This window comes from Clostridium estertheticum subsp. estertheticum (assembly GCF_001877035.1).
GTDB classification, from domain to species: Bacteria; Bacillota; Clostridia; order Clostridiales; family Clostridiaceae; genus Clostridium_AD; species Clostridium_AD estertheticum.
Genome location: NZ_CP015756.1, coordinates 4,643,555 through 4,670,275, shown reverse-complemented (window position 1 = coordinate 4,670,275; position 26,721 = coordinate 4,643,555). Strand labels below are relative to the sequence as shown.

The 26,721-nt window shown below is 29.7% G+C and carries 25 protein-coding genes and 1 tRNA gene; 14 read left to right on the top strand and 12 right to left on the bottom strand.

The genetic code is table 11. From position 1 onward, the window contains the following. Nucleotides 1-46: 46 nt before the first annotated feature. Entirely contained in the window at nucleotides 47-739 is a 693-nt protein-coding gene (locus tag A7L45_RS21790; protein ID WP_071614711.1) for a response regulator transcription factor, read from the top strand. Beyond that, nucleotides 732-2,195, top strand: coding sequence for a HAMP domain-containing sensor histidine kinase (locus tag A7L45_RS21785; protein ID WP_071614710.1), 1,464 nt, complete (start codon nucleotides 732-734; stop codon nucleotides 2,193-2,195). Before A7L45_RS21790 ends, A7L45_RS21785 begins: the two co-directional genes overlap by 8 nt. A gap of 161 nt (nucleotides 2,196-2,356) precedes the next feature. On the opposite strand, the gene A7L45_RS21780 is transcribed toward A7L45_RS21785, so the two are convergent. After that, entirely contained in the window at nucleotides 2,357-2,653 is a 297-nt protein-coding gene (locus A7L45_RS21780) for a hypothetical protein (protein WP_071614709.1), read from the bottom strand. Between the two features lie 175 nt (nucleotides 2,654-2,828). Here A7L45_RS21780 and murI point away from each other — a divergent pair, with 175 nt between their 5' ends. From murI to A7L45_RS21750, 6 genes are all read left to right on the top strand, one after another. Next, nucleotides 2,829-3,602, top strand: a complete 774-nt coding sequence (murI, locus tag A7L45_RS21775) for a glutamate racemase (protein ID WP_071614708.1) — start codon at nucleotides 2,829-2,831, stop codon at nucleotides 3,600-3,602. Between the two features lie 316 nt (nucleotides 3,603-3,918). Further along, nucleotides 3,919-4,359 carry a hypothetical protein gene (locus tag A7L45_RS21770; RefSeq protein ID WP_071614707.1) on the top strand — a complete coding sequence of 147 codons (441 nt, stop codon included), beginning with the start codon at nucleotides 3,919-3,921 and terminating at the stop codon, nucleotides 4,357-4,359. 133 nt (nucleotides 4,360-4,492) lie between these two features. After that, complete coding sequence (locus A7L45_RS21765; RefSeq protein ID WP_071614706.1) at nucleotides 4,493-5,011, top strand: peptidylprolyl isomerase; 519 nt, start codon at nucleotides 4,493-4,495, stop codon at nucleotides 5,009-5,011. A 33-nt stretch (nucleotides 5,012-5,044) separates the two neighbouring features. After that, nucleotides 5,045-5,422: a DUF3783 domain-containing protein gene (locus tag A7L45_RS21760; protein WP_084647545.1), complete on the top strand. Its 378-nt coding sequence runs from the start codon at nucleotides 5,045-5,047 to the stop codon at nucleotides 5,420-5,422. Between the two features lie 165 nt (nucleotides 5,423-5,587). Then, on the top strand, nucleotides 5,588-6,253 hold the full coding sequence (locus tag A7L45_RS21755) for a S24 family peptidase (protein ID WP_071614705.1): 666 nt from the start codon (nucleotides 5,588-5,590) through the stop codon (nucleotides 6,251-6,253). Between the two features lie 221 nt (nucleotides 6,254-6,474). Then, nucleotides 6,475-8,274, top strand: coding sequence for a heme NO-binding domain-containing protein (locus A7L45_RS21750; protein ID WP_071614704.1), 1,800 nt, complete (start codon nucleotides 6,475-6,477; stop codon nucleotides 8,272-8,274). A gap of 136 nt (nucleotides 8,275-8,410) precedes the next feature. On the opposite strand, the gene A7L45_RS21745 is transcribed toward A7L45_RS21750, so the two are convergent. Both A7L45_RS21745 and A7L45_RS21740 read right to left on the bottom strand, forming a co-directional pair. Beyond that, complete coding sequence (locus A7L45_RS21745) at nucleotides 8,411-9,349, bottom strand: radical SAM protein (RefSeq protein ID WP_071614703.1); 939 nt, start codon at nucleotides 9,347-9,349, stop codon at nucleotides 8,411-8,413. 71 nt (nucleotides 9,350-9,420) lie between these two features. After that, complete coding sequence (locus tag A7L45_RS21740) at nucleotides 9,421-10,497, bottom strand: YkvI family membrane protein (RefSeq protein ID WP_071614702.1); 1,077 nt, start codon at nucleotides 10,495-10,497, stop codon at nucleotides 9,421-9,423. A gap of 210 nt (nucleotides 10,498-10,707) precedes the next feature. On the opposite strand from A7L45_RS21740, the gene A7L45_RS21735 reads away from it, so the two are divergent. The 5 genes from A7L45_RS21735 to A7L45_RS21715 all read left to right on the top strand — a co-directional run bounded on the left by A7L45_RS21735 (nucleotide 10,708) and on the right by A7L45_RS21715 (nucleotide 16,139). After that, nucleotides 10,708-11,787 carry an LptM family lipoprotein gene (locus tag A7L45_RS21735; protein ID WP_071614701.1) on the top strand — a complete coding sequence of 360 codons (1,080 nt, stop codon included), beginning with the start codon at nucleotides 10,708-10,710 and terminating at the stop codon, nucleotides 11,785-11,787. Between the two features lie 115 nt (nucleotides 11,788-11,902). After that, nucleotides 11,903-12,832: a tRNA modification radical SAM protein MnmL/YtqA gene (gene mnmL, locus A7L45_RS21730; protein WP_071614700.1), complete on the top strand. Its 930-nt coding sequence runs from the start codon at nucleotides 11,903-11,905 to the stop codon at nucleotides 12,830-12,832. A 166-nt stretch (nucleotides 12,833-12,998) separates the two neighbouring features. Beyond that, nucleotides 12,999-14,108 (top strand): ABC transporter ATP-binding protein, encoded by a 1,110-nt coding sequence (locus A7L45_RS21725; RefSeq protein WP_071614699.1) that lies wholly within the window; start codon nucleotides 12,999-13,001, stop codon nucleotides 14,106-14,108. 13 nt (nucleotides 14,109-14,121) lie between these two features. Continuing rightward, on the top strand, nucleotides 14,122-15,072 hold the full coding sequence (locus A7L45_RS21720; RefSeq protein WP_071614698.1) for a PucR family transcriptional regulator: 951 nt from the start codon (nucleotides 14,122-14,124) through the stop codon (nucleotides 15,070-15,072). Between the two features lie 362 nt (nucleotides 15,073-15,434). Further along, a complete protein-coding gene (locus tag A7L45_RS21715; protein WP_071614697.1) occupies nucleotides 15,435-16,139 on the top strand; it encodes a 2-phosphosulfolactate phosphatase family protein in 705 nt (234 codons plus the stop codon). 212 nt (nucleotides 16,140-16,351) lie between these two features. On the opposite strand, the gene A7L45_RS21710 is transcribed toward A7L45_RS21715, so the two are convergent. Beyond that, nucleotides 16,352-17,530, bottom strand: a complete 1,179-nt coding sequence (locus A7L45_RS21710; RefSeq protein ID WP_071614696.1) for a class I SAM-dependent rRNA methyltransferase — start codon at nucleotides 17,528-17,530, stop codon at nucleotides 16,352-16,354. Between the two features lie 357 nt (nucleotides 17,531-17,887). Here A7L45_RS21710 and A7L45_RS21705 point away from each other — a divergent pair, with 357 nt between their 5' ends. Next, the gene (locus A7L45_RS21705) at nucleotides 17,888-19,444 is read left to right on the top strand and encodes an ABC-F family ATP-binding cassette domain-containing protein (RefSeq protein ID WP_071614695.1); all 1,557 of its coding nucleotides are present in this window, start codon (nucleotides 17,888-17,890) and stop codon (nucleotides 19,442-19,444) included. 56 nt (nucleotides 19,445-19,500) lie between these two features. Here the strand turns inward: A7L45_RS21705 and A7L45_RS21700 are convergent, their stop codons facing one another. From A7L45_RS21700 to murC, 8 genes are all read right to left on the bottom strand, one after another. After that, nucleotides 19,501-20,358, bottom strand: coding sequence for a hypothetical protein (locus A7L45_RS21700; protein ID WP_071614694.1), 858 nt, complete (start codon nucleotides 20,356-20,358; stop codon nucleotides 19,501-19,503). Nucleotides 20,359-20,885: 527 nt separating this feature from the next. After that, nucleotides 20,886-21,338, bottom strand: a complete 453-nt coding sequence (locus A7L45_RS21695; RefSeq protein WP_071614693.1) for a hypothetical protein — start codon at nucleotides 21,336-21,338, stop codon at nucleotides 20,886-20,888. Between the two features lie 114 nt (nucleotides 21,339-21,452). Next, nucleotides 21,453-22,106, bottom strand: a complete 654-nt coding sequence (locus A7L45_RS21690; protein WP_071614692.1) for an HAD family hydrolase — start codon at nucleotides 22,104-22,106, stop codon at nucleotides 21,453-21,455. Nucleotides 22,107-22,146: 40 nt separating this feature from the next. Further along, entirely contained in the window at nucleotides 22,147-22,671 is a 525-nt protein-coding gene (locus A7L45_RS21685) for a phosphatase PAP2 family protein (protein WP_071614691.1), read from the bottom strand. A gap of 90 nt (nucleotides 22,672-22,761) precedes the next feature. Further along, entirely contained in the window at nucleotides 22,762-24,108 is a 1,347-nt protein-coding gene (locus A7L45_RS21680; RefSeq protein ID WP_071614690.1) for a [Fe-Fe] hydrogenase large subunit C-terminal domain-containing protein, read from the bottom strand. Nucleotides 24,109-24,280: 172 nt separating this feature from the next. Next, a tRNA-Pro gene (locus A7L45_RS21675) sits at nucleotides 24,281-24,356 on the bottom strand. A gap of 252 nt (nucleotides 24,357-24,608) precedes the next feature. Beyond that, complete coding sequence (locus tag A7L45_RS21670; protein ID WP_071614689.1) at nucleotides 24,609-24,932, bottom strand: hypothetical protein; 324 nt, start codon at nucleotides 24,930-24,932, stop codon at nucleotides 24,609-24,611. Between the two features lie 145 nt (nucleotides 24,933-25,077). Beyond that, nucleotides 25,078-26,457, bottom strand: coding sequence for a UDP-N-acetylmuramate--L-alanine ligase (murC, locus tag A7L45_RS21665; RefSeq protein ID WP_071614688.1), 1,380 nt, complete (start codon nucleotides 26,455-26,457; stop codon nucleotides 25,078-25,080). Between the last annotated feature and the right edge of the window lie 264 nt (nucleotides 26,458-26,721).

Genomic DNA, 26,721 nt, shown 5'->3' with positions numbered 1-26,721 from the left:
TGATAACTTTGGGGTTACAATATATAAAGGATGGGAGGGATACATAATGAATATTTTAATTGTAGAGGATGAACAAGATATAAGAGAATTGCTAGAAATTCATTTATCAAAAGAAGGATATAAGATTTTTACGGCAGAAGATGGTCTTCAAGCTTTAGATATATTTGAAAGTAAAGATATAGACATTGCACTACTTGATGTTATGATTCCGAAAATTGATGGATTTAAAGTTCTTGAAAAGATTAGAGAAACTAGTGAGATACCGGTAATTTTTATAACTGCAAGGGAAGAAGAGTCAGATAAAATACTTGGGCTTGGACTAGGGGCAGATGATTATGTAATAAAACCATTTAGTCCTATTGAAATAATTGCACGGGTTAAGGCTCAGCTTAGAAGGTATTATAAATATTCTAATAAAACTCATAAAACTGCAATAGTTGTTGGAGAGTTAATGCTAGACAAGGATAGTTGTTGTATTTATAAAAATAATATTCCTTTAGCTTTAAATCCAAAGGAATATAGGTTATTAGAGTTTATTTTAGAGAATCCAGGAAAGGTATACACTAAAAAACAGCTATATGAAATAGTATGGTGTAATCCATATTATGGAGACTCAAATACTATCATGGTACACATAAGCCATATTAGGGAAAAAATTGAAGAAGACCCTAAAAATCCGAAATATTTAAAAACAATAAGATGTATAGGATATAAAATGGAGTTACAGCATAATGAATAGAAAAAAGTTAAAAAAAATAGGACTTTACTTTAAGAGCAAGAAAATGGCTACTCAATTATTTAAAAATTATATTATATTTCTAATTATTATAATTGCAATATTCATGCTAACAATGGTAACTTTATTGGTTTACTTTTCTGCTGATTATGTGGATCTACCAACAAATAAAGCAACAGCTGAGTATATTATAAAGCAAAATTATAAAGATATAAATGTAACAAATTTTATAAAACATAAGGGTTATGTTGAAGTGCTTGATAAAAATTTAGTTATTGTTATGGAAAATGGTAGTAAGCATAAAGTGGGATTTAAATACCCACAAAAGTATTATCAGGATATGATTACTAACAATTTAAAGGATGGTTATTTTTATTCTAGTAAATATGGTACAAAGAAAGAGTTTATATTAATTACAGCTATGCCAAACAGTATATTTGATGCTTATACATGGGGATTCGAACATAAGCAGCAATTGGAAGAGGTTAGTAAACGTAAGAATGATGGATTTACTTTTTTAACAATATTCCCATTTATAATATTTATATTTTTATTATCTACAATGGTACTTTATTCTAAACTTACATCAATGATGTTTGTAAAACCATTAAAAAAACTTTTAAAGGGTGTTAACACTGTAAAAAATGGAGAATATTCTACAAGGGTTGAAATTAACTCTTTAAATGAAATTGGGCAATTAAAGGACGCATTTAATTTAATGGCAGAAAAGATACAAGAGGAGAAGTTATTAAAGGAGAAGGCAGAGCATAATAGGAAAAGGATGATCCTTGATATATCGCATGATTTAAAAAATCCATTAACAAGTATACTCGGATATTCAGAATTCTTATTAGAGAATGATGATATTGAAATAGAGGAGAGAAATAAGTTGTTAAAAGTTATTAACAACAATAGCAGGCGAGCAAACGACCTAATTCAAGATCTCTTTGAGTTTTCACGTGTTGAAAGTACAGAATATAAACTAGATGTAAGCAATCATGATATAGGTGAGTTTTTACGAGAACTCATTGCTGGATATGTTCCAATTATGGAGCAAAAAGGCGTTTTATATGAATTTAGTATTACGGAAGATGAAGTGGAAATTCCATTTGATAGAAAGAACTTAGATAGAGCCTTAAGTAATATTTTATTAAATAGTATTAAATATAATAGCCCAGGTATTACTATTAGTATCAAGCTTTTATTAGATAATAATGTTGCTTCAATTATTATTGAGGACAATGGAGTAGGAATACCTAAGGAATTTCAAGGCAACATTTTTGAACCTTTCGTCCGCGTAGATACTACGAGAAATTCTAGGAATGGTGGTACGGGGCTTGGTCTTGCAATATCAAAAGCAATAATTGAAAAACATGGAGGAAGTATAACTTTGGTGCAGGATATAAATAAGGGTTGCAAATTTATGATAAAATTAAATAAGAGCATATATAATATATAGATTAGGAGTTTAAATATAAGATAGCTTTACCTTGCTTTGTAGGTAGGGTGCAGTTTAACGACATTTCAGAAGGTAACTCCCGCGTCTTAAGGGGGAGTTACCTTCTGAAGTCGTTAATATTGCAGCTCTGCAGGAGATGATTTAATATGCTTTTATAGCATTTATTTACTTCTATTTACTTTGCTAATTTCTTTATCAAGATTCTTTATACGATTTTCTATTTTTTTTAAAGCATTACAGTAATCTAATAAAGAAGAATCAATACGACTATTGCTTTTGAAAATTGAATATAATTCTTTTCCAAGATCGCGATAGAGGTTATCCATATTATTTTCTTCAAAATGGAGTTTATATTTAAGCTTGGATATTTCAATAAAATCTTCAGATTTGTTTGATAAAACCTCAATTCCGTTGCTTATTGAATCTTTGATTTTGTATAAATTAGGACCTGAAGGCATAACACTTCCTCCTTTTATGGTATAATTTAAATTAAATGGGTAGACTCAATAACATACTATTTATGAGAATGCGTATATGTGACTAATAAATGATTGTACACCAATAAATATATTTAATTTGTTATAAATTATAGATTGTTTTTAGAATTGTTAATCTTAATATGGTGGTGATAATGTGAATAATAGAGAAAGACCGATAGGATTTTTTGATTCAGGAGTAGGCGGAATAAGTGTGTTAAAGGAATCTTTAAAAGTGCTTCCCAATGAAGATTTTGTTTATTTTGGAGACTCGTTAAATGCACCCTATGGAATTAAAAATGTAAATGAAGTTAGAAAATTAACATTTAAAGCGGTAGATTTTCTTTTGGAAAAAGGCGTAAAAGTAGTAGTGATTGCTTGTAATACTGCTACTAGTGCAGCTATTGATGCACTTCGAAGGCGATATAAAGATATACCTATAATCGGTATAGAGCCAGCACTAAAGCCTGCTGTAGAAGTTAGTAGAGGTAAAAGCGTAATTATTATGGCAACTCCTATGACTTTAACTGAAAAAAAGTTCGATAATTTAATGAAGTTGTACAACAAAGAAGTCGATATAATACCTTTGCCTTGTGCGGGCCTAGTTGAGCTTATTGAAAATGGAATTATAGATGGCGATGAAATAAATGAGTACTTAAAAGGAAAGTTAAAAGAGTTTAGTCATTTAGATGTAGCAGCTATAGTACTTGGGTGTACTCATTATCCATTTATAAAAAAAGAATTAATTAAGATTGTTGGAGAAAAAACTATTATAATTGATGGAAGTATAGGCACTGTAAATCAACTAAAAAGACAACTTACTAGTAATAATCTTTTAAATGAAAAGACTAAAAAAGGTATTGTAACTATATATAGTTCCTCTACGAATGATAATACAATAGATTTAAGTTATAAATTATTAAAACTATAATCTTATTAAAAGAATTTAAGAGAAATTATTGTATGTACATATAAAAGCAGTTTAAGACTAATTAAATTAGTTTTAGGCTGTTTTTGTTTTTAACGACATTTCAGAAGGAAAGTCGCCCACTTCTATAAGTGGAGTTGCATACTCTATAGAAAACTTCAGTGGGAGAATAAATTTCCTTCTGAAGTCGTTAATATTGCAGCTCCGCAGGAGATGATTTAATAGTGTATGTAATATATATCTAAATTAATTATAGCAATAGTATGACTAGGTGAATAGTATAAACCATACAAAGAAACAACAGAAATAAGGTGATAAAATGAGAGTATTTCAATTGAAAAAAGATAATGAATATTACGTAGATCAGGATATATTTAATATGAAGATTGAAAGGGTAAATAAAATTAATTGCATAACTATAGATAATCCTGTGCAAAATAATTGCTTATGTGTTTTAAATCATTTAGTATGTAAATCTGAAGAGAATAAAAACACTGCGCATTTAATTATTACGGATGATGATAAACAATTGAAAGATACAGTTACATTCGGGGGGCTCGCCATTGGCTATAAGTATGATAAAGGAGAACCATTAGATAACTTAGAAATAGATATAGTTAATATTGACATAAATCGAGAGATAGACATGCTAGAAAAATATTCTTTAATAATACTTCCTGGAGGAAATATCCAAATAAAATTAGAAGAACCACAAGAAAAAATGAGTTTACGAATAAGCGTTGGTAAGGAAAATATTTAATAGGATGACATTCTTAAGAATAGATAGGGCTTACTAATTATTTTTGAGGGTGTCTTTATATATATAAAATAGTAAATGATATAAAATGTGATATAATTTATAATAAATACATAACAAGAGGAGAGGTAAATATATGAATCCAATAGTAACAATTAATATGCAAGATGGAAAAGTGATAAAGGCTGAGTTATATCCAGAGGTTGCACCAAACACGGTAAATAATTTTATTAGCCTTATAAATAAGGGCTTTTATAATGGACTTGTTTTTCATAGAGTAATTCCAGGATTTATGATTCAAGGGGGCTGTCCTGAAGGAACAGGCGTTGGTGGACCAGACTATTCTATAAAGGGTGAGTTTTCTTCTAATAAATTTAAAAACGATTTAAAACATTCAACGGGTGTTTTATCAATGGCTAGATCCAATGACTCAGATTCAGCAGGGAGCCAGTTCTTTATTATGGTGGCTGATTCTTATCATTTAGATGGAAGTTATGCAGCTTTTGGTAAAGTAACTGAGGGGATGGAAAATGCTTTAGAAATAGCTAAGGTCGAAAGAGATTTTAGAGATAAACCAAACAAAGAGCAAAAGATAAAAGATATGAGTGTTGATACTTTAGGAATTAAGTACAATGAACCAAAAAAAATAAAGTAAATATAAAATAATAAATTGTAGGGGGAATATAGTGTGGATCTTATTAATGAAAAAGTTATCCTTGCATATGGACTAACTGGTGCAGATGAAGAAAAATTTAATGATTTACTAGTAAAACAAAATATATTACCTTGCAGAGTAATCAAGAAAAATATGGGTAACGTAACAATTAGGGAAGTATTACGAGATGTTAAAAAAACAGAGGGTAATAGTGAATTACCTAATGAAAAATTACTTATATTTAGTAACTTTGCAGATAAGGAATTGTATGAGCTAATTGACGATATAAGACAAATTAAAAGCAGCGATACAATACTTGCAGCAGTTACACCAACATCTATTAATTGGACAGTTAGCTATCTTATGCATCATCTTATTGCAGAAAGAGAAGCTTACAAGAAAAGTAAATAAGGTACAGGATCCAAAATATAAATCTTCTGCTATAAGCAGAGGATTTATATTTCGTTGTATATATAAATATAAATTTTAAATAAAAATTTTTATATAGACAAGAAATGGTGTAAAATTGTAATCAAATGATTAAAAACAATTATTTAATTGGAAAGGCGGGAAATTATGAGTAGAGTAGGAGACAGGATTAAACAAGTAAGAGAAACAAAAGAGGTAAGTCAAAAACAATTAGGTAAAAAAATTGGAGTTTCTGAAGGGTTTATTAATGATATTGAATTAGGAAAAAAAGTTATAAATGAAAAACTTTTAGAAAAAATATCTAAGATTTTAGGAGAAGAAATAGAAGATAGATCTGTGGCATTTGAAGATGATTTGGAGAGAGAGGAAAGAAATCCAAAACTTGAGAGACCAATCGCAGGAAAAGTAAATGAAGTGTGGAACGATGCATTTAGTTCAGTTTTAAAAGATGTTGCTATTTATAAATATGATTTAGTTAAAGCTATAGGGAAGAAACAAATGCCAATAATATCAAATAAAGTAGAAGGATACGCTCAAGATAAAGTATTATTTTTAGAAATAGAAAATGATGATATGCTTGGGTTCAGAATTTGTAGTGGAGATATTGCTTTTGCACATTTGACTCATGAAATTGAAAATAATTCTATTTCATTATTAGATTATAATGGAGAAAGAGTGTTAAGGCAGATAAAAAAACTAGATAGTAACAAAGTTCTGCTAATAAGTAATAGAATTTCATTAAAAACAGATACAGTTCCTCACAATGACATCAAGGTAATTGCAAAACTAGATAGTATACAGTTTAAGTTATAACTATTTTTTATGGTAGATATATTATTTATAAATGAAGTTTAACATTAATTATAGAATAAAAATGATTAATTAATAATTAATAGTATTAACAAATCACTACTGATAGCTTATAATAGTAGTATGCATGAAGGATGTGATAACGGCTATGAATTAATGGGGGATTAACTATTGATTTTAAAAATAAAAGATAATCAATAGAGGAACAAGGGGGGGATATTATTATGAAAGGAACAGTAGTAGCTACTTGGATGAAAACATGTAGAAAACTTTATGGCGACGATACGGTTAATAATGCGATGAAATCTGTGGGGTGGAATTCTCGGAAAATATTTTCACCGGTGGAGAACGTGGATGATAGCCAAGTTAAAAATGTAATTGGCGATATATCTAAAAACCAAAATATACCTATCGATGCATTGTGGAGAACCATAGGAAAAGATAATTTGACAGCGTTTCATAGAGATTTTCCTGCATTTTTTAACACTGAAAATGTATACTCGTTTTTAAAATCGCTGTTTGATATACATGTTGCAATGACAAAAAAATTCGCTGGAGCAAAACCACCGTTAGTAGGGATAACCCCCATTTCAAGTAGGGAAGCTATTTTTACTTATAATTCTAAAAGAGCGATGTTTGATTATTTTTTAGGACTATTAGATGGTACATGTGAGTATTTTAATGAAAAAGTTAAAATTGAGCAATTAGATAAAACTTCAGATAGCTTGAGTTTAAAGCTTACATTTGATAAGGACATTTATTATAAAAAAACATATAAAATTAATAAAATCCTATCATTAGGCTTTATTAATAATACTCATGGTAAAGTAGGCCTATTTACATTTATTGTATCTTTGGTTGGGGCAATGATATTAATTGGTACAGGTGATATTTTAAAAGTATTAGGTTTCTCTATCATTTCTGGAGTAGCATCATGTCTTGCATCTTTTATAATGGGAAGACCTGCGAAGCTAATCATGCAAACTATAGACCAGATTAATAGCAATAATTATGTTGAAGATGGAGATATAGTTACTGGGGATGAGTACGAAGAGTTATACAAAAACATTAAGAAATATAAAAAAGGATTTAGAGCAGATTTTGTTGAGTTTAAGGGTGTAACTGACGAGATGGATACTTTTGCGCAAAACATAAATACGATTTCGAATAAAATGAAAGATACCTCAGAGGATATATCAGTAGTAGTTGAGCAAATGGCGGATACTTCCGTAAGTCAAGCCGAGAGTACTGAAAATGCTGTTTTAATCTTAAATGATAATATTAGATCGCTTAAGGATATTGTTAAAAATGAGAATGATAACAAGGATGAGTTAGAAAAAGCTCTTGAAAAGATAAACAATAGCTATGAAAGTGTTGATAAAACAAGTAAAAATATACTTGGAACTTTAGAAAAATTTCAGGAAGTTAAGGATAATGGGATAAAGCTTGAAACGAAGGCTCATGACATAACAAGCATAGTATCGATTGTTTCTCAAATTTCTGAGCAAACAAACTTACTTGCTCTTAATGCATCCATAGAGGCTGCGCGTGCAGGCGAACAAGGAAAAGGATTTGCTGTTGTCGCAGATGAAGTTAGAAAGCTTGCAGAACAGTCTAAGAGCGCTGTAGAAGAAATCAACAGCAATTTGATTGAGTTTGTTAAGGATATAAATGTACTTGTTGATAAAATTGGTGATCAATATGATATTTTGCAAAATGAGACTAAGGGACTAGAGGATGTAAGAGATATAAGTTATGAGGCCACTATGTCTGTTAGAACAGTTTCAACAGCAATGATAGATACTATAAATGAGTTAGATAGAGAAGCTAAATCTATTGCAAACATATATGAAACAATAGAGTCATTAGCCGCAATTTCAGAGGAAAATTCCGCATCATCAGAAGAGGTAAGTGCAAGTGTTGGAACCTATACAAATGAAATTAAGAAGCTAATAGACAGTATATATGAGTTCAAAAAGATAACAAGTTCATTTAAAGAGGAGTTAAAGAAATATAAGATATAGTTATATTTTTCTTTGAAAAGATTTAAATTTAATTTTAGATGAAAGCATAACTTATATAGAACAATTAAAGGTCTCCATGATTAAATCATCGAGACCTTTAATTATTAGAAGATGAAATAGGTTACAATGACATTTGTTATATTCCGCTTAAGTTAAAATCGGGTATAAAATCAGGTGAGGAAGTTCCACTATCTTGAATAAAGCATTTTGTTATCCCTAAGTTTAAGCAGTAGTTTATTAAAGCATCATAATGATCCTGGTTTAGTGTCTTGTTTATTTCAGGAAATTTAGTTTCTACATGTAGGGGGGTATATTGATTCATTAAGCTAATATAAACATCATCATTAAAGGTAGAGTGTATGAAGTCTATTACTTTTTTAGAATCAAATAATAAACCTGGCAGCATTAGATGTCTAATTATTACTCCCTTTTTAATTATCCCATTATCATCAAATTTTACTTTCCCTACTTGTGAGACCATTTCAGTAATAACTTTACTTGCAGTATTAAAATAATTAGGTGCTTTTGAATATTTAAGAGCATATTTGTCTCCATAATATTTTAAGTCTGGCAGGTAAACATCAATGAATCCTTTGAGTGACTTAATGGTGTCTATATTTTCATATCCATTTGAATTATAGAGAATAGGAATACTAAGACCACTTTGTTTAGCCAGTTTTAAGGACTCTATTATCTGGGGAACATAGTGAGTTGGCGTAACTAAATTTATATTGAGTGCCCCTCTTTTCTGCTCCTCTAAAAAAATTTCACTAAGGCGATTTATAGATATCGTTTTTCCAAAACTATTATGACTTATTTTATAATTTTGGCAAAATACACATTTCAGATTACAATTTGAAAAAAATACAGTACCAGAACCTAATTTACCTGAAATACAAGGTTCTTCCCAATAATGCAAAGAAACTTTAGCTACTTTTATATACTCAGAAGCGTTGCAATAGCCTAATTCACCATCTAATCTATTAACAGAACATTTCCTAGGACATAAATTGCATTTTTTTAGTATGTCTAAAGAGGTTGAGTCGTATAATTTTTTTGTGTTTTTATTTATCATTTTTATCTCCTTGATTTATAATTACAAGTCTTAGAATATATAAGAATTGTACAGCTTCGATATATACAATGTCAATTCTGTCTTTTAGTAGTTTTCTTATAAAACAAAATGCATTGAATTAAAAATATAAAACTTATTGCACCAAAACCAGGATAGAGGACTTTAATTAGAGTTTTAAATCCAATTTGAGAGATAGGCAAAGCTACAACAAGTATTAATAAAACAGCTTTCTTATAAGAAATATCAAACTTTTTCTCTAGAGTTTTTCCAACACTATAGATATTGGAAACTTCAGTTGAAAACATTTCACAAAAGATTACGCAAAGTAGAAGAATTTGCATTAACATGCCAAAACGGTGTGTTATATAAAGAAGGGGAATTTCATATTTAAAAATTTGAGGAATATTTAATAAAAGCATTGTATTTATCAAATAACATAAGATAGTTAGACCTAATGCACCTATTATAACACCAGGAATAAGAACTCGTTTATATTTAATTTCTTGACTTAGGGGGACTAGTACACCGCTACAACATAACATATTAAAACCTGCATAAAGCAAGGCTGAAAAAAACCATTGAGCAGGTATTATATTATCTTTATATGAGGGAATCTGTTTTATATAAGTAGCACTTAACATATCTTTGTGAAATAGCAAATATAAAACGAATATGGTTACAATAATTGTAATTAAGGTTGGAACTATAAATGAATTTATAGTTATTAATCCTTTAGTATCCTTAAGCACAGTATATAAAGAGATTATAGCCATAAGTAAAATTCCTACCCATTTTGAAATACCAAAATATTGGTGAAGAAGTGCACCACTTCCAGCGAGAATTACGGCGGCACCACTTACTAAGAAAAAACTTGTGAAAATATCCGTGATTATACCGAAAAAACCTGGGCTTACGAGAGTTATAAGCTCGGTATAGGAACTTAACTTATGTTTTAGGCTAATAGAAACAATGATTGAACTTACTATAATATAAATTAAACAACATACAAGAATCCCCCAGAAACTCACATAGCCATAAGTACTGAAAAATTGAGTTATTTCCTGACCAGAAGCAAGTCCTGCACCTACTATAGTACCAATAAATACAGCCGCGGTTTGAAATACTAAACCAATTGTTTTTTTCAAGATATCTCCTCCACAAAATTATTAAATTTAGAGTCACACTTAAATAAGATGCTTATATATATAAATATATGTGTGTTATTTAATAAAAAACAATTATTTCAATTAAAATAATAATTATATAAATTAAAAATTTAGTTTGAGGGAAACTATAATATGATAAATTATTTTAATTTATAAATATTAAGTATAAATGAATTGAAGGGAGTGAAAATATTGAAAAAATTTTTAAGCTGTTTATTAATACTGTTTTGTATTTTGTCTATTGCAGGATGTTCAAATAAAAAGGAAGAAGAGAAGATAAAAAAAAATGCATTTGAAATTAAAACTGCAAACAACGTAGTTTTAAGTTATATGAATTTTATAATGAAAGAAGATTTTCAAAATGGTAAAAAATTATATACTAAAGATTTGTATCGTAAAGCTACGGATTTGCCAATTAGCAATATGAAGATAAAGGGTTATAAAGTTACAGAAAGTAATGAGGTTGGCAGAAGTGGAGTTTTTAAGGTGAGGGTTAGTAGGACGTCTATAGGTAGTTCATTGTCTTGTGTGGATGAATATTCTATTAAGATTGTTAAGGATGGAGCCGAATATAAAATAAGCGAAATTACGAATACACCACAAAAGGAAGCTTTCATAGAAGGTACAGGCATTAGATTTCGAGATAAAAAAAATGTAAAGACAAATTTAATTATTGATGTGTCGGGAATCCCTAAATATTCATACTCAAAAGATGATGGAGCAAAATTATATAAAATAATGGTACCATTAAAAGAATTTGGACCCATGAATTTTAGCTATGAAGGAGATAAAATAGCATTTAGTACTTATAATAAAAATACTTTTATTGGTATTGTCAATATCGATGAGTCTCTTGAAGTTCAAGCTAAGGGAAATGCAGATCAATCAGGTCAATCATCACAAGGCGGAGGATCTGGTGCAATGGCTAAAGAAAAACCAATAGGAAAGGATTTAATACCAATAGATTTATTATTTGACTCCAAAGTCGAATTTATGACATTTTCAATGGATGAAAAATTTTTGCTTGTACAATATAATAGTGAAAAAACAGGAAAATGTATTAGAGTCTATAAAGTAGACAATGGGGATATGATTCCAATTAATTTTGAAAAAGATTATCCTATAGAAAAGGTCCAAATAATATTTTCTTCTTTCGGCGAGGATAATATGACATATGAAGTAATATCTAAATCAAACAGTAATGGAGCAGAAGGAGATATTATTGGAAAATGGAAATTAAATTTAAAGGACTTTACCGTGAAAAAGCTATAATTAATACACTCACTATGGAGATAAGGTATAATTAACATAAGTTTATAAAATAGATAACTAGTCTAACAGCTAGTTATTTGTTTGAATATTTTTTAAAAAAGAAAGGAAGACGCTAGTGGAGAATTTATGGAATGATAAAAGATATTTTAGTCTAAATTATTTTCTAAGGGAAAAGTTCGGTAGTAAGGTTTTTAAAATTGCTTTAGATGCTGGGTTTTCTTGTCCTAATAGAGATGGAACTATTAGTAGTGGGGGGTGCCTGTTTTGTAGTGAGAGGGGCTCCGGAGATTTCGCTGGTAATAGAAAGTTTTCTATTACCAGACAATTCGAAGATATAAAGATTATGATGAGTAAGAAATGGAAATCCGGAAAGTATATTGCTTATTTTCAGGCGTATACAAATACATATGCAAGTGTTGATGTGTTAAGGGAAAAATATCAGGAAGCAGTATCACAAGATGGTGTAGTGGCACTTGCTATAGCTACAAGACCTGATTGCTTAGATAATGATGTATTAGACTTAATAGAGGAATATTCGCACAAAGTGTACACATGGGTAGAACTAGGACTACAGACGAGTTCTGATGAAAGTGCAAAAATTATTAATAGAGGTTATAAGTTACATAAATTTGAAGAGACTTTGGTTGAGCTTAATAAAAGAAATATTGATGTGGTGGTACATACTATATTTGGACTTCCTGGAGAAAGTGCCCAGGACATGCTTAAAACTATAGATTATGTTTCACATAAAGATATAAAGGGTATAAAGCTACATTTGCTTCATCTTATGGAAAATACACCTATGGTTGAGCTCTATAAGCAAAAGAAACTTGAATTTTTAAATCAAGATGAGTATGTAGATATTATTTGCAAAACAATTACTATGCTTCCTCCTAATATGGTTATTCATAGACTAACAGGGGACGCACCACGGGAGTTATTAATAGGTCCTATGTGGAGTTTAAAAAAATGGGAAGTATTAAATGATATAGATAATAAAATGAAAGAGTTAGATTTATATCAAGGGAAAAATTTTATAGGTTAACAATATTAATAAACAAGGCCTAGATTACTATAGTACTAATTTGTGTCTTTCTACAAATTAACTTCACCACTTTTGGGGGTATTGGGAATAGATAAGTATGATTTAAAGGATTACAATATAGGTATATTGAAAATCATTTAAAACAAACATATAGGGGGAATATATTATGTCAAGTTTATCATTAAGACACATATACAAGGTTTACGATGGCAATGTAACAGCGGTTAAGGATTTTAATCTTGAAATACAAGATAAGGAGTTTATAGTTTTTGTAGGACCGTCAGGTTGTGGTAAATCAACGACTTTAAGGATGATAGCAGGTCTTGAAGAGATATCAAAAGGTGAAATATATATTGGCGATAAAGTCGTAAATGACGTGGCACCTAAGGATAGAGATATAGCAATGGTTTTTCAGAACTATGCACTATATCCTCATATGACTGTATATGATAACATGGCATTTGGGTTAAAACTAAGAAAAATGCCAAAAGATGAAATAAAACAAAAGGTTACAGACGTAGCTAAAACTCTTGATATAGAACATTTACTTGACAGAAAACCAAAAGCATTATCAGGTGGACAGAGGCAAAGGGTAGCACTTGGAAGAGCAATAGTTAGAAATCCCAAGGTATTCTTAATGGACGAGCCATTATCAAATTTAGACGCTAAACTTAGAGTACAAATGAGAACAGAAATATCAAAACTACATCATAAACTTCAAACAACATTTGTATATGTAACTCATGATCAAACAGAAGCTATGACAATGGGAACAAGAATAGTTGTAATGAAAGATGGACTAGTTCAACAAGTAGATACTCCACATAATATATATGAGCACCCAGTTAATATATTCGTTGCTGGATTTATAGGAAGTCCTCAAATGAACTTTATGGACGCTAAGATTTTAGAGCAAAATGGAAAAATTGTTATTAATTTCAATAATGAAACTATAGCGATTCCAGAAGATAAAGCTAAAATTTTAAGAGAAAAATCCTATATAGGTAAAACTGTTATTATGGGAATAAGACCGGAGGATATTGATGATGGTATTACTTTCCTTGAGGAACATAAAGATTCAATTGTAGAGGCTAAAGTTGAGGTTGTAGAGCTCATGGGAGCAGAGACTAATATTTATATGTCAAAAGGAGATACAAATATTGTTGTAAGGGTTAATGGATCGTCTACGGCTAAAGTTGGAGATAAAATTAAAATTGCTTTGGATGCAAATAAAATTCATATATTTGATAAAGAAACTGAAAACACTTTAATCTAGGGGGCAAATGAAAATGTACAATTTTAATGAATTCTTAAAGAATTTAAGTCATTCTTCAAAAATACCATTTAATGTAGTTACCGAGGATGGTAATTCACTATATATCAGCGACTTAGATATTAAAAATTCACATATAACTAGCTTTACTATTATGCTTGGAAGAGTTAAAGGCATAATTAGTTTAGAAAAGCAGTATGAAAATTGTACAGCTTTGCTCAAATATACTATAGCAAATAAGTATACCCAACTTTTTTTATCTAAGGAACAAGCAGTTATTGATATATTAGAGAATAGAGAAATTTCAATTGATAACATTAATATAAATTTGCCTTTTCTTAAAAATGGATGTTATGTCATATTAATAAGTGTTAATGGAAGCAAGTATGAGGCTTTAAGCATTATAAAACAAATATATGATAATGAGGAAGTCGTGAGTTTAATTTACAATGATAACATTATTGTAATTGGTCAATTTGCTGAAGTCCAGCAGCATATAGAAAGCATTAAGGAGTCTATCGCATCTGATTTATATTGTGAATGTTATGTAAGCTATGGGGATATAAATTATGATATAAAGGGAATTAAGAAGGCATATAATGAAGCAGCCGAGTGCATGATACTTGGTAAAAAATTTGATATAAAAGATCATATATTTAATTATAATAAGATGTTATTTGAGAAAATTGTATATAATGTAGATGCTAAAATTAAGCGGGAACTGTTATACATGTTAAAAGATAAATTTGATGCTTTTGATAGTCAAATGATAGTAACTATTGAGCAATTTGTAGATTGTGGTCTTAATATAAGTGACGCTGCTAGAAAGTTGTATGTGCATAGGAACACCTTAATTTATAGACTAGATAAGATTAAGAAAGAAACAAATTTTGATATTAGAGATTTTAAAGATGCATCAGTGTTTCTTATAGCCTTTTTGATATGGAAAGGAAATAAAGTAGAGTAACTTTTTTTCTTAGATACGCTATATCGAAAAGTATATATTGCTGGAATGCTTTCGCGCAATATATACTTTTGATAGCGTTCTCTAAGGAAAAAAAGTTTATTGCAAATCAAATAGTAAAGACTTCATAAGGAGAGTTATGCTCCAGGTGGAGTCTTTTATTTGTTATAAGGGAAATAAAGCTTTAACGATAAACTTTGTGGCGTTTATTTATAAGGGCCTAAGAATATTGTTATATGAATATTAACTCATATACAGGGGGAACTTTATATAATAAATTCAGTATATTAGATAATATGGATATAAATATGTACTATAATAATAGATAGTATAAGAAAAATAGCATTACAAAGGGGATAGGACATATGAAGATAGATATAATAATTTCTGCGGATGATATAAAGAAGGAAAAAATAGAAAATAAGACTGTAATAGTTATAGATATGCTTAGGGCAACTAGTGTAATAGTTACGGCAATGAATAATGGCTGCGTCGGTGTAATTCCTGTTTTGACGGTGGAGGATGCATCTGAAATTGTTAAAAATAGTAAAGAAGAGTTTATGCTTGGGGGAGAGAGAAATGCATTGAAGATAGAAGGTTTCCACTATTCTAACTCTCCACTTGAATACACCAGGAAGTCCATAGAAGGCAAAACACTTGTTATGACTACTACTAATGGTACTAAGGCTATAAAAGGCTGCATTGGTGCTAATAACATCTTAATAGGGTCAATGCTAAATGCTAAAGCCATTGCAAGTAGAATAGTATCTTTAAATAAGGATGTAGTAATAGTTAATGCGGGGACTTATGGTGAATTTTCTATAGATGACTTTTTATGTAGTGGATACATAATTGACAACATATTAAAACTAGCAGAAGCAGATTTATCAGACATAGCAGTAACTTCTAATTACATCTATAAAAACAATGAAGATATTCTTAATTTTATAAAGTATGCAAATCACTATAAAACAATAATGAAGTTAGGTCTATCTGCAGATTTAGAATATTGCTGTCAAAAAGATATTATAGACATTGTTCCAGAATATAAAGATGGGGTAATACTTTAAAGAGATTACGGTATTGTGCAGATGGGATTGAATATTAAGTGGCTTATAAAGTAATAAAAAAGTATATATTACGTAAAATGCATTTGAACTAGCTTTGTTAATTCTTAATTTACTTTATTTTTATTTGTGTTTTTTAGTAAATATAAATAAAGTAAATTTTAGAATTACATAGCGTAGTGAAAGCATCTGGAGTAATATATACTTTGGTTACTTTATACCACTTGGAATATGTAGAACTTTAAGTAGTAAGATTCATCAGAATTCCATAGTATTGGATGATCTGCTGCTTGAGTTCTGAACTCTACTTGTCTAAGTGTTCTTTTAGCATCAAGAGCTGCATCAGCAATAGTATCTGCAAACATATCAGGTTTCATAAAGTGAGAGCAAGAGCAAGTTACAAGATATCCGCCTGGTTTAACCAATTTCATACCACGTAGATTAATTTCTTTGTAGCCCCTTGTTGCACCATCTATAGTGGAACGAGATTTTGTGAAAGCTGGTGGGTCTAGGATTACTACATCATATTGTCTTTTTTCTTCTCTTGACCATTCTCTTAATATATCAAAGGCATTGTGGCATTCAAATTTAACAGTTTCTGATAGCCCATTAAGCTCTGCATTCTTTCTTGAAAATTCTACGGCATATTCAGATATATCTACACCAAGAACACTTTTAGCTCCTGCTATACCAGCATTAAGTGCAAAGGAACCTGTGTGCGTAAAACAATCCAAAACATCAGCATCCTTACATAATCTTTGAATAGCTGCCCTGTTTTCTTTTTGATCTAAGAAAAATCCAGTCTTTTGTCCATTTTCAATGTCAACGTTGTATTTAACTCCGTTTTCGATGATTTCTATAGTAGTATCAAAAGGCTCTGTTAAAAATCCTTTTGTTTGCTCCATTCCCTCGAGCTCACGTACTTTAGCATCACTTCGCTCATATACACCCTTTGCACCATATTCATTTGTTAATAGCTTAACTACTATACCTTTATATTTATCTATTCCAAGAGCTAGGGATTGAATAACATAATAGTCTTCATATTTGTCTATTATCATGCCTGGTACAAAATCTGCTTCTCCAAACAAAAATCTACAGCTTGAAGTATCTATAACTGTTTTTCTATATTCCCATGCAGCATGAAGCCTCTTTCTGAAAAAATCTTCATCTATTTCTTCGTGAATATCTCTTGTCATTATTCTTATGGCAATTTTAGAAACATCATTTATATAACCTTTTCCTATAAATTCATTTCTAAAATTATATACTTCGATTATGTCTCCATTTTCATATTCACCATCAAATTTTTCAATTTCATTAGCATATATCCAAAGATGTCCATTTTCTGAATTTGTACCTCTACCTTTATATAAGTAAAATTTACAAGCCATTCTAAATTCCTCCTGTGCTTTTTAAGGAAACATAATATATAGAAATATTATGTCTCATATGTTTTATAATAGTTTTAATTATAATTATCAAGTTATTTATCTATAGTAGTATACCACACAGAATTAATTTGTAATATGAAATATAAAAATTTGTTTTGACATAAGGTCAATTATAAATTACACTTATGTATGTGCCATTTTTATATATATAATTGAAATAAAGATAATTATGTAAATACTGGACTATTTTTTTAGTCGGAAATTGATATATAACATCAAATTAATATAAATAAGTAAATAATTACAAATGTAGAAATATAAATATGTAAAATCATACTAAAGTAAGGGGAAATACAAATGAGTATATTAGTAGTTAAAAATATGAGCCATGGTTTTGGCGACAGAGTAATATTTGAGGATGTGTCTTTTAGATTACTTAAAGGAGAACACATAGCACTTATAGGAGCAAATGGAGAAGGAAAATCAACGTTTATGAACATTATTACCGGAAAGCTTATGCCAGATGAAGGTGATGTTGAATGGTCAAACAATGTCAGAGTGGGATACATGGATCAGCATACTGTTTTGGAAAAAGGCAAGAGTATTAGGGATGTTTTAAGGGATGCTTTTAAATATCTTTTTGACTTAGAAGAGGAAATGCTTAGCGTAACAGAAAAGATGGCAGAGGCATCACCTGAAGAATTAGAAAGATTATTGGATAGAATGGGTACAATTCAAGATCAACTTGATAATAACGGTTTTTATGGCATTGATTCTAAGATTGATGAAGTAGCAGCTGGAGTTGGTCTTAAGGATGTTGGGCTTGATAATGATGTTGCAGAGTTAAGTGGAGGGCAAAGGACAAAAGTGCTCCTTGCAAAACTTCTACTAGAAGCACCAGATGTTCTACTTCTTGATGAACCTACTAACTTTTTAGATGAGCAACACGTAGAGTGGCTCAAGAGGTATCTTCAAAATTATGATAAAGCATTTATATTAATATCACATGATATTGAATTTTTAGATGGTGCAATCAATATAATATACCATGTAGAGAATAAAAAATTAACCAGATATATAGGTTCATATGATGAATTTTTGAGAGTTCATGAGGCTAAGAAGCTACAGATGGAATCTGATTATGAAAGGCAACAAAAGGAAATTACTAGACTGGAGGTCTTTGTTGCTAAAAATAAAGCAAGAGCTTCTACTAGTGGAATGGCAAAATCAAGACAAAAAAAATTAGATAAAATTGATAGAATGGAAATTGTACAAGATAAACCAAAACCACAGTTTAACTTTAAAACTGCAAGAGCTTCAGGAAAAATAATATTTAAAACTAAGGAATTAGTTACTGGTTACGATACCCCATTATCTAAGCCATTAGATTTGTATATGGAAAGAGGACAAAAGATTGCGCTTACTGGTGCTAATGGTGTTGGGAAAACAACATTGTTAAAGAGTCTTATGGGAGATATCAAAGCTCTTTCGGGTCATACAAACTTAGGAGATTATCAATATATAGGATACTATGAACAAGAAATAAAGGGAGTTAATCGAAATAACTGTATTGAAGAGTTTTGGCAAGAATTTCCTAGCTTAACTCAGGGGCAGGTAAGATCTGCACTTGCTAAGTGTGGACTTACTACAAAACATATAGAAAGTAAAGTTACTGTGCTTAGTGGTGGAGAACAAGCAAAGGTAAGGCTTGCTAAACTTCTAAACAGAGAAACTAATATATTAATACTAGATGAGCCTACCAATCATTTAGATGTAGATGCAAAAGATGAGTTAAAAAGAGCTTTAAAGGAATATAATGGAAGCATACTTCTAGTTTGTCATGAGCCAGAATTTTATCAAGATGTAGTAACTGATGTGTGGGACTGTGAAGAGTGGACAACTAAAATTATATAGGATATATAAAAAGAGCTAGAATAAATTAAATTCTAGCTCTTTTTTATATATCGTTTTTATAAAACTTCTATCTCAAGGTCTAGTATGTTAGCAAATAATGATAATGTATTAGTATTTGGAATAACATTATTTTTAACATCTAATAATTTTCCGAGTCCATAACTCGTGCATATGCTAACTGTTGGGAAACCAATTTCACCAAGGTCACAAATAATATCAGTGACATTTAATTTTGTTTTAGTTGTTTTATCAATAGGTTTTAGTATAATATATAGTCTTGTAGAAGAATCGTATCTTAGAACTTTTAAAGTATTACTTATTAGTATATCTTTAGGTTTAGCGTTAATATCGTACTTCGAAGTAGTTGAAGTTATGTTATTTATAACAAAATAATATATATTTCTTTTGTAGTTTACCTTATCTTTAAATTCTTGTAATCTTTCTAAATTTAATTTTATATCTACTGAGACTTCATCACTTTCTAAATTGTCAAAGCTTTCTTTTATGTAAGTTAGTTCTTCTTTATCTTGAAGTTCTTTAGATAAGATATTCATACAGTTATCGTAAATATCCTTAAATGAACTAAAGGGTAAGGAATATTTTATATAATCTAAAACAAGGTAAACCTTGAACTTAGAAGATTTGTTACTATTTTTAGATGAATAATTGACTTCAACTAATAAGAGTCCATGGAGTAGTTCAGTATCAAGTGTTATTTTTTGAATTCCTTTACTAAATTGTAACATGTAATTCTCATTAGTGGATAAGTTTTGCGTATGCTGATTTATTATATAGGTGCCTTTAAAGCCAGCTTCAGTAATTTCACCAACTCTTAAGGAACTTCTTATTGGTAGTTTCTTTAAATTTATATATGGCCTATTTATACATAGGTCATTTTCGGATATTATTCTCATATTAAATCATCTCCTTTGGAGCTGCAATATTAACGACTTCAGAAGGAGATTTATATTCCCACTGAAGTTTTCTATTTGTTAGGGTATATAGCTCTAACTTATACAAGTGAAGACTTTCCTTCTGAAATGTCGTTAAACTCCTTTAGTTCTAACGAGAGTGTTAGTCTTATTTATAAATTATAACATAATTAGTATTTTAAAAAATAAAAAAGTTAAGTAATGATATAAATAGAGTGATTGAAAATTTGTATATTGGATAAAATATTACAATGATAGGATTAATAGATTTTAGATGTAGGAGGTATAAATGTTATGGGTGAAAAAAAAGATAATTCTTGTGCGAGTCAACAAGAAAAGGAAAAGAAAGAGAATAATTCTGGAACTAAACATGCTAAAAAAACACATAAAAAAGATTAATTAAAAGGCATATATTTTATGAATATATGCCTTTGTTTTTTAACTACATTTCAGAAGGAAAGTCGTCAATGTATCTTCTTCGAAGCTGTTGCAGCGCCGAAGGAGATGATTTAAGTAGCACTTTTTTCATAAATAGTCTCTTCATGATTATTAACAGTATCATCGAGAGTAATTAGGATGTCTTTTTTTATCCAACCTTTATTGTTAATGTTAGTCTCAGATTTAAGAGTTACTTCATACCATGAAACGTTGAAAATCTCAGCACAATCTTTAATCTCTACGCAAGTATCTTTAACTACAGTAGATAGAATTTGAGAAGTTTCAAGGGGGCTTAGATATAGACTGCAAGTGCCTTTCGTAGTTCCAGTCCTATAAAGAGATGGTTTGTATTTTATTACTATAGGGATATCGGAATCATGTAAACTTGAAATTTTTGATTTGTAATCTCTATTTTGTTTAGAACTAATCCTTAATTGAGTTTTTTGAGTTGATAATTTTTGGTTCATCGTATAATGATATACACCAAAGCATATCAAAAGAATTGAAAATAAAAAAATAAGCAAAAATATCTCTCCTTGTAAATTACTTATATGATTAAAGTCTGTTGCATATTAGTATATAGTATTCAATACTATGCAAAAAAATTCGTAAAAAAAACTCATGTTTAAACATGAGTTTTAAATTGCTGCAATTAATTCATTATATTCTAGTATATACATATCTGAATTTATAATAATATCTTCTTTTTGATCTTTAGATGAAGAATCATATACAGCGACTACCTTCATGCCAGCAGCTTTTGCACCTTTGACTGCTGGAAGTATATCCTCGAATACAACACAATGCGCAGGGTTTACCCCCAATTTCTCAGCAGCAAGTAAATATACATCTGGAAAGTTTTTGCCTCGAGACACCTCATCAGTGAGTGTTATAGAATCAAAATAGTGGAATATGCCATTAGACTTAAGAACAACTTCTAATAGGGATTTACTATTACTTGTAGCTAGTCCAATTTTTATATTCATTGTTTTAAGTAATGATAAGAATTCAACTACGCCGGGTTTTAGTTTAACGTGATTAAGGTACTGATTATAAGCAAAATCGTTCCATTCTTTTTTGATTTCGTCTATTGTGTCTAATATCCCAAAATTATTTTTAAAATAGGCTGCAGTTTCATCAAAGCTAAGATGTTCTATCTGGCTTTTTAAATCTTTGGGTATTGTAATATTCCTACATTTAAAATAATTTTCATCTATTTTATCCCAAACCCACATAGAGTCGACAAGGGTTCCATCTAAATCAAAAATTGCAGCTTTAATATTATTTAGCATTTAATCACCCCTTATGTAAGTGTGATACATTTTAACGACTTCAAAAGAACTTATAAGTAAGTAAAGAACAAGTGGTTCCAATAAATATCCCAACAATAACATCTGTTGGGTAGTGAACTCCTATGTATATTCTAGAAATCCCTACGCATAAAGCTAAGGGTATAGTTATAAATCCAAATATAGGGAAATACAAGGCTATTATAACAGCTAATGAAAATGCACCGGTTGTATGCCCTGATGGGAAGGAGTATTTATCAATACCTATCTTCTTTATATTTAAGTTTGGAATTTTTATAAAGGGTCTTAGTCTAGTAACGGTTACTTTTAGTATTTTACCAATGCCAGTACTAAGTGTTATTGAAATCATAGCATTAATAGCCATAGTATGAAGTAAAGTGCTATGAAATAAAAAAGTAGCAGTACAAAATATAAACATAAAAGGGAAGGAGCCTAAGTAGGTCATAGATGGCATTGTAATATCTAAAAACCTACACTTCCAAGAATTGTTTATAATTCTAAGTATGTTAATATCTTTATTACTTATATACTCAAATAATGCTTTCATAAACTCCCCCCTTTGTTATAAAAAATCACTTATATATATTACTGTATATTGTATCATAAATAAACCTATACATATAATTTTTAATATTATTTAAAATTCTCTACCAAATATTTTGGTTTTTTCTTTATCTTTAAAATCATCAATAGTATTAATCCCAATTCTACTTAGAATATCTTTCATACAATCACTATCTATGGATGTTTTAATTTTTGAGTCTTCTGCAAATTTATTTACTCTGTTTCTTCCAGAGGTAGAGTCAATCAAAGCTTTAGGCCCACCAACACAACCACCAACGCAACCCATACCTTCAATAAAGTTTGCATCAACTTCTTTAGTTTGAGCTTTTGTAAGTAGTACTTTACATTCTTTTACACCATTTCCTTGAATAGCATTTAATAAATGGTGTTTTTGCGGAAATAATTTCTCTATCATTTCGCCAACAGCTATAGATACTCCTCCAGTTCTTGCATAAAGTCTACCACCACGAGATGCGTATTCGGTAGAGACATCTTCTTCAAGCTTTTCAGGGTCAATGCTAAGTGTCTCAAAAATATCCTTAAGTTCTGCGAAGGTAAGTACATAATCTATATCACCTAAAAGGTCCTTTTCTTTAGCTTCACCTTTTTTTGCAATGCAGGGGCCTATAAAGACTACTTTGCAGTCAGGGTTCAATTTCTTTAATACTCTACCAGATGCAATCATAGGAGATACAGATGGGGATACATACTTAACTAAATCATTGTACACTCTCTTAACCATTCCTACCCACATGGGGCAACAGCAGGATGTAAGCATTAGATCTTCTTTTGTTTTAACATGTTCATCAAATTCTACGGCTTCTTTTATTGTAAGCATATCTGCAAAAAATGCAACTTCAACCATATCTGCGAAACCCATCTTTTTGAAAGCGGTTCTAAGATTATAAGCATTAACACTTTCACCGAATTGACCAGTAATTGCAGGGGCTACAGCTGCTATCACTGTAGAATTTCCTTTTAATAAATTTAAAAGTGGAATAAATTCTACTTTATCCATTAAAGCACCACTAGGACATGCTTCTACGCAAAATCCACATTCTGTGCATTTATCATTATCAATATAGGAAGCCTTCGTTTTATTATCTATTAATATAGCATCAAAAGGGCAAGATGCTTGGCAACTTGTTTTTCCCGGTTTATCTGAACAATTCATAGTACAACTTTTAATTTTATTTACAACTTTATGATTTGTTTCATAGGTCGATATAGCCTTTTTTAAATCCTCTATGTAGTTAAGCGAAAAATCTACATTAACACCACAAAGTGAAGAAATTATAGCACTTAGGTCTTTTTTATTAACATCATCTTTAGATAGTAACTCATGAACCTTATTTTTAAAATTATCTTCATTATAAGATTTAATTAGGTCCTTAAAAAGTTTGTTATACATTTTATTCAATATAATCACTCCTAATTTGTTATAAGTTATTTAATGATTCTAGCATAATATTGAGAAAACACAATAAAATGGAGTATCATTATTAACTTTATCAAGAATGAAGTTTTTTATACATTTTAATATTGTGAAAAAATTTAAAATAAAAAAAGAGTTGTCGTTAGACAACTCTTTTTGGTCGGGGTGACAGGGATTGAACCTGCGACCTCATGGTCCCAAACCACGCGCGCTCCCAGCTGCGCTACACCCCGAAGACAATTTTAATTATACAAAATAAAATGACAAATGTCAACAAAAATTTCGAATATTTCTAAAAATATTTGATATAAAATCTATAAAACACAAATTCTATTTGTTGAAGACAATACCTATTATATAAAATAAATGTATAAATGTCAAGATAATTTATATATTTACTTTTAAACACAACAATTATCAATTATCGTGTTTAAAAAATTCAGATAGTACTTTCAGTATATAATTCAAATACAGCAATGTGTTAATTACTTTTTCTTAGCGTCCGTTTCCTTATCGCCGGTGCCTCTAGTGGGTACAGTAGACATAACAAAACCCACCAATACAGAGACTAAGACCGGAGCGGCAACATTAATATACACTATATATTGCGTCTTATATAATACTAGAGCAGTAAGGGATGTGACCAAAACACTTGCTACAAAAATAATAATTACAAATTTTGCGAAAGAACTCATAAATTTTTCGTACAATCTATGGCGGGTTGGTCCACTTATAACATGCACAAATAAAAAATATGAGGCAAAAATTATTGCTATATCAACTACAGCAGAAACTAGAAAATTTCTCATTATATATACCTCCAAAACATTTTTTCAAGTTTAGTGTTACCCCGAAATGATATTTTTACGCAATATAATGGAAAATAAAAAAATCATAGGCAAGTAGCCCATGATTTTTTATGAATTATTAAAGATATTTTGATTAAATATATAATTATTTTAGGTACATTTCGCCTACGTTAACAACATCTCCTGCGCCCATAGTTATAAGAATATCGCCCTTTTGTAAATTGGTTTTAAGATAACTTACAATTTCATCAAAGCTATGAATATTTATGCAATTTACGTTTTTTTGTCTTATTTTATCGCCAAGCATATCTGAACTTACAACACCGGTATCTTTCTCCCTAGCAGCATAGATATCTGCGAGGATTAGAGTATCTATATCGTAAAAGGAATTTGAAAAATCATCAAATAAGCTTAAGGTTCTTGAATAAGTATGGGGCTGAAAAACACAATAAATTTTATTGTGGGGGTAATGCTTAGTAGCACTTAAAGTTGTTTTTATTTCTGTAGGATGATGAGCATAATCATCAATAACAGTTACTCCGTTCTTAGTTCCCTTTAACTCAAATCTTCTATGGGTACCATTAAATGCTGAAAGACCAGAAGTGATAGAGTTTTGCGAAAAATCAAGGATTAGTGAAGCTCCTATACTTGCAAGTGAATTTAGAACATTATGTTGCCCAGGTACATTAAGATTTATGTGAAATAGCAATAAGTCTTCTTTATATACATTAAAGTTTGCGCAACCTAATTCGTTATAAATAATATCTTTTGCTCTAAGATCTCCGTGATTTAGACCATAAGTAAGTATAGTGCATTTATAATCATTATTATGGAGAATGGTTTTAACATTCTCATCTTCTATATTTGCAACTAAGTAGCCTTCTTTTGGTATGAGTTTAATGAATTTTACAAAAGTGTCTTTAATGTGATTTATGTCTCTATAGTAATCTAGATGATCTGCATCTATATTAAGTATTGTTGCAATATATGGGAAAAACTTTAAAAATGAAGCCTTATATTCACAGGCTTCTGTAATAAAATAGTCACTATGTCCAGCTAGAACATTGCCGGAAATAGCATCTAATTCTCCGCCAACTAATATTGTAGGATCTACATCCTCCTTTAAAATTATATGTGCAAGCATTGAAGTTGTAGTTGTTTTACCATGTGTACCTGATATCGCTACGTTATATTTATGACCTTTCATAATTTGACCTAGAAATTCAGCCCTATCCATTAAAGGAATATTTAATTGAATAGCTTTAATATATTCAGGATTTTCAGGGGGGATAGCAGCAGTGTAAACTACTAAATCAACATCCTTTATATTAGAATCATTATGTCCTATATATATTTCAACATCTTGTTTTTTTAGCTTATCGGTTATATGTGAAGAATGCATATCAGAACCTGAAACCTTATATCCGTTTTTTACAAGTATTTCAGCAAGACCGCTCATGCTTATACCGCCAATACCTATGAAATGAATTTTTTTGCTCTTATCTTTTATAAAATCAAAAGACATTATATCAACTCCTTAAAAAAAATTATTATTATTTAGTATATGTAAATTATATTAGTATTGCTTATTTTAAATAATTATTATAAGCACTTCTTAATTATATACAAAATAACAAAAAAACTATATACAATTCAAAAAAAACTAAATAAAATACAAAATAACGTTCTGGAATTGGATTTATAAGCATTGTAATAAAGATAAAAAAGATTTACAATTAAAATACGAATGATATTATGAATTTTACTAGGTAAAATTCGTAAAATAAAA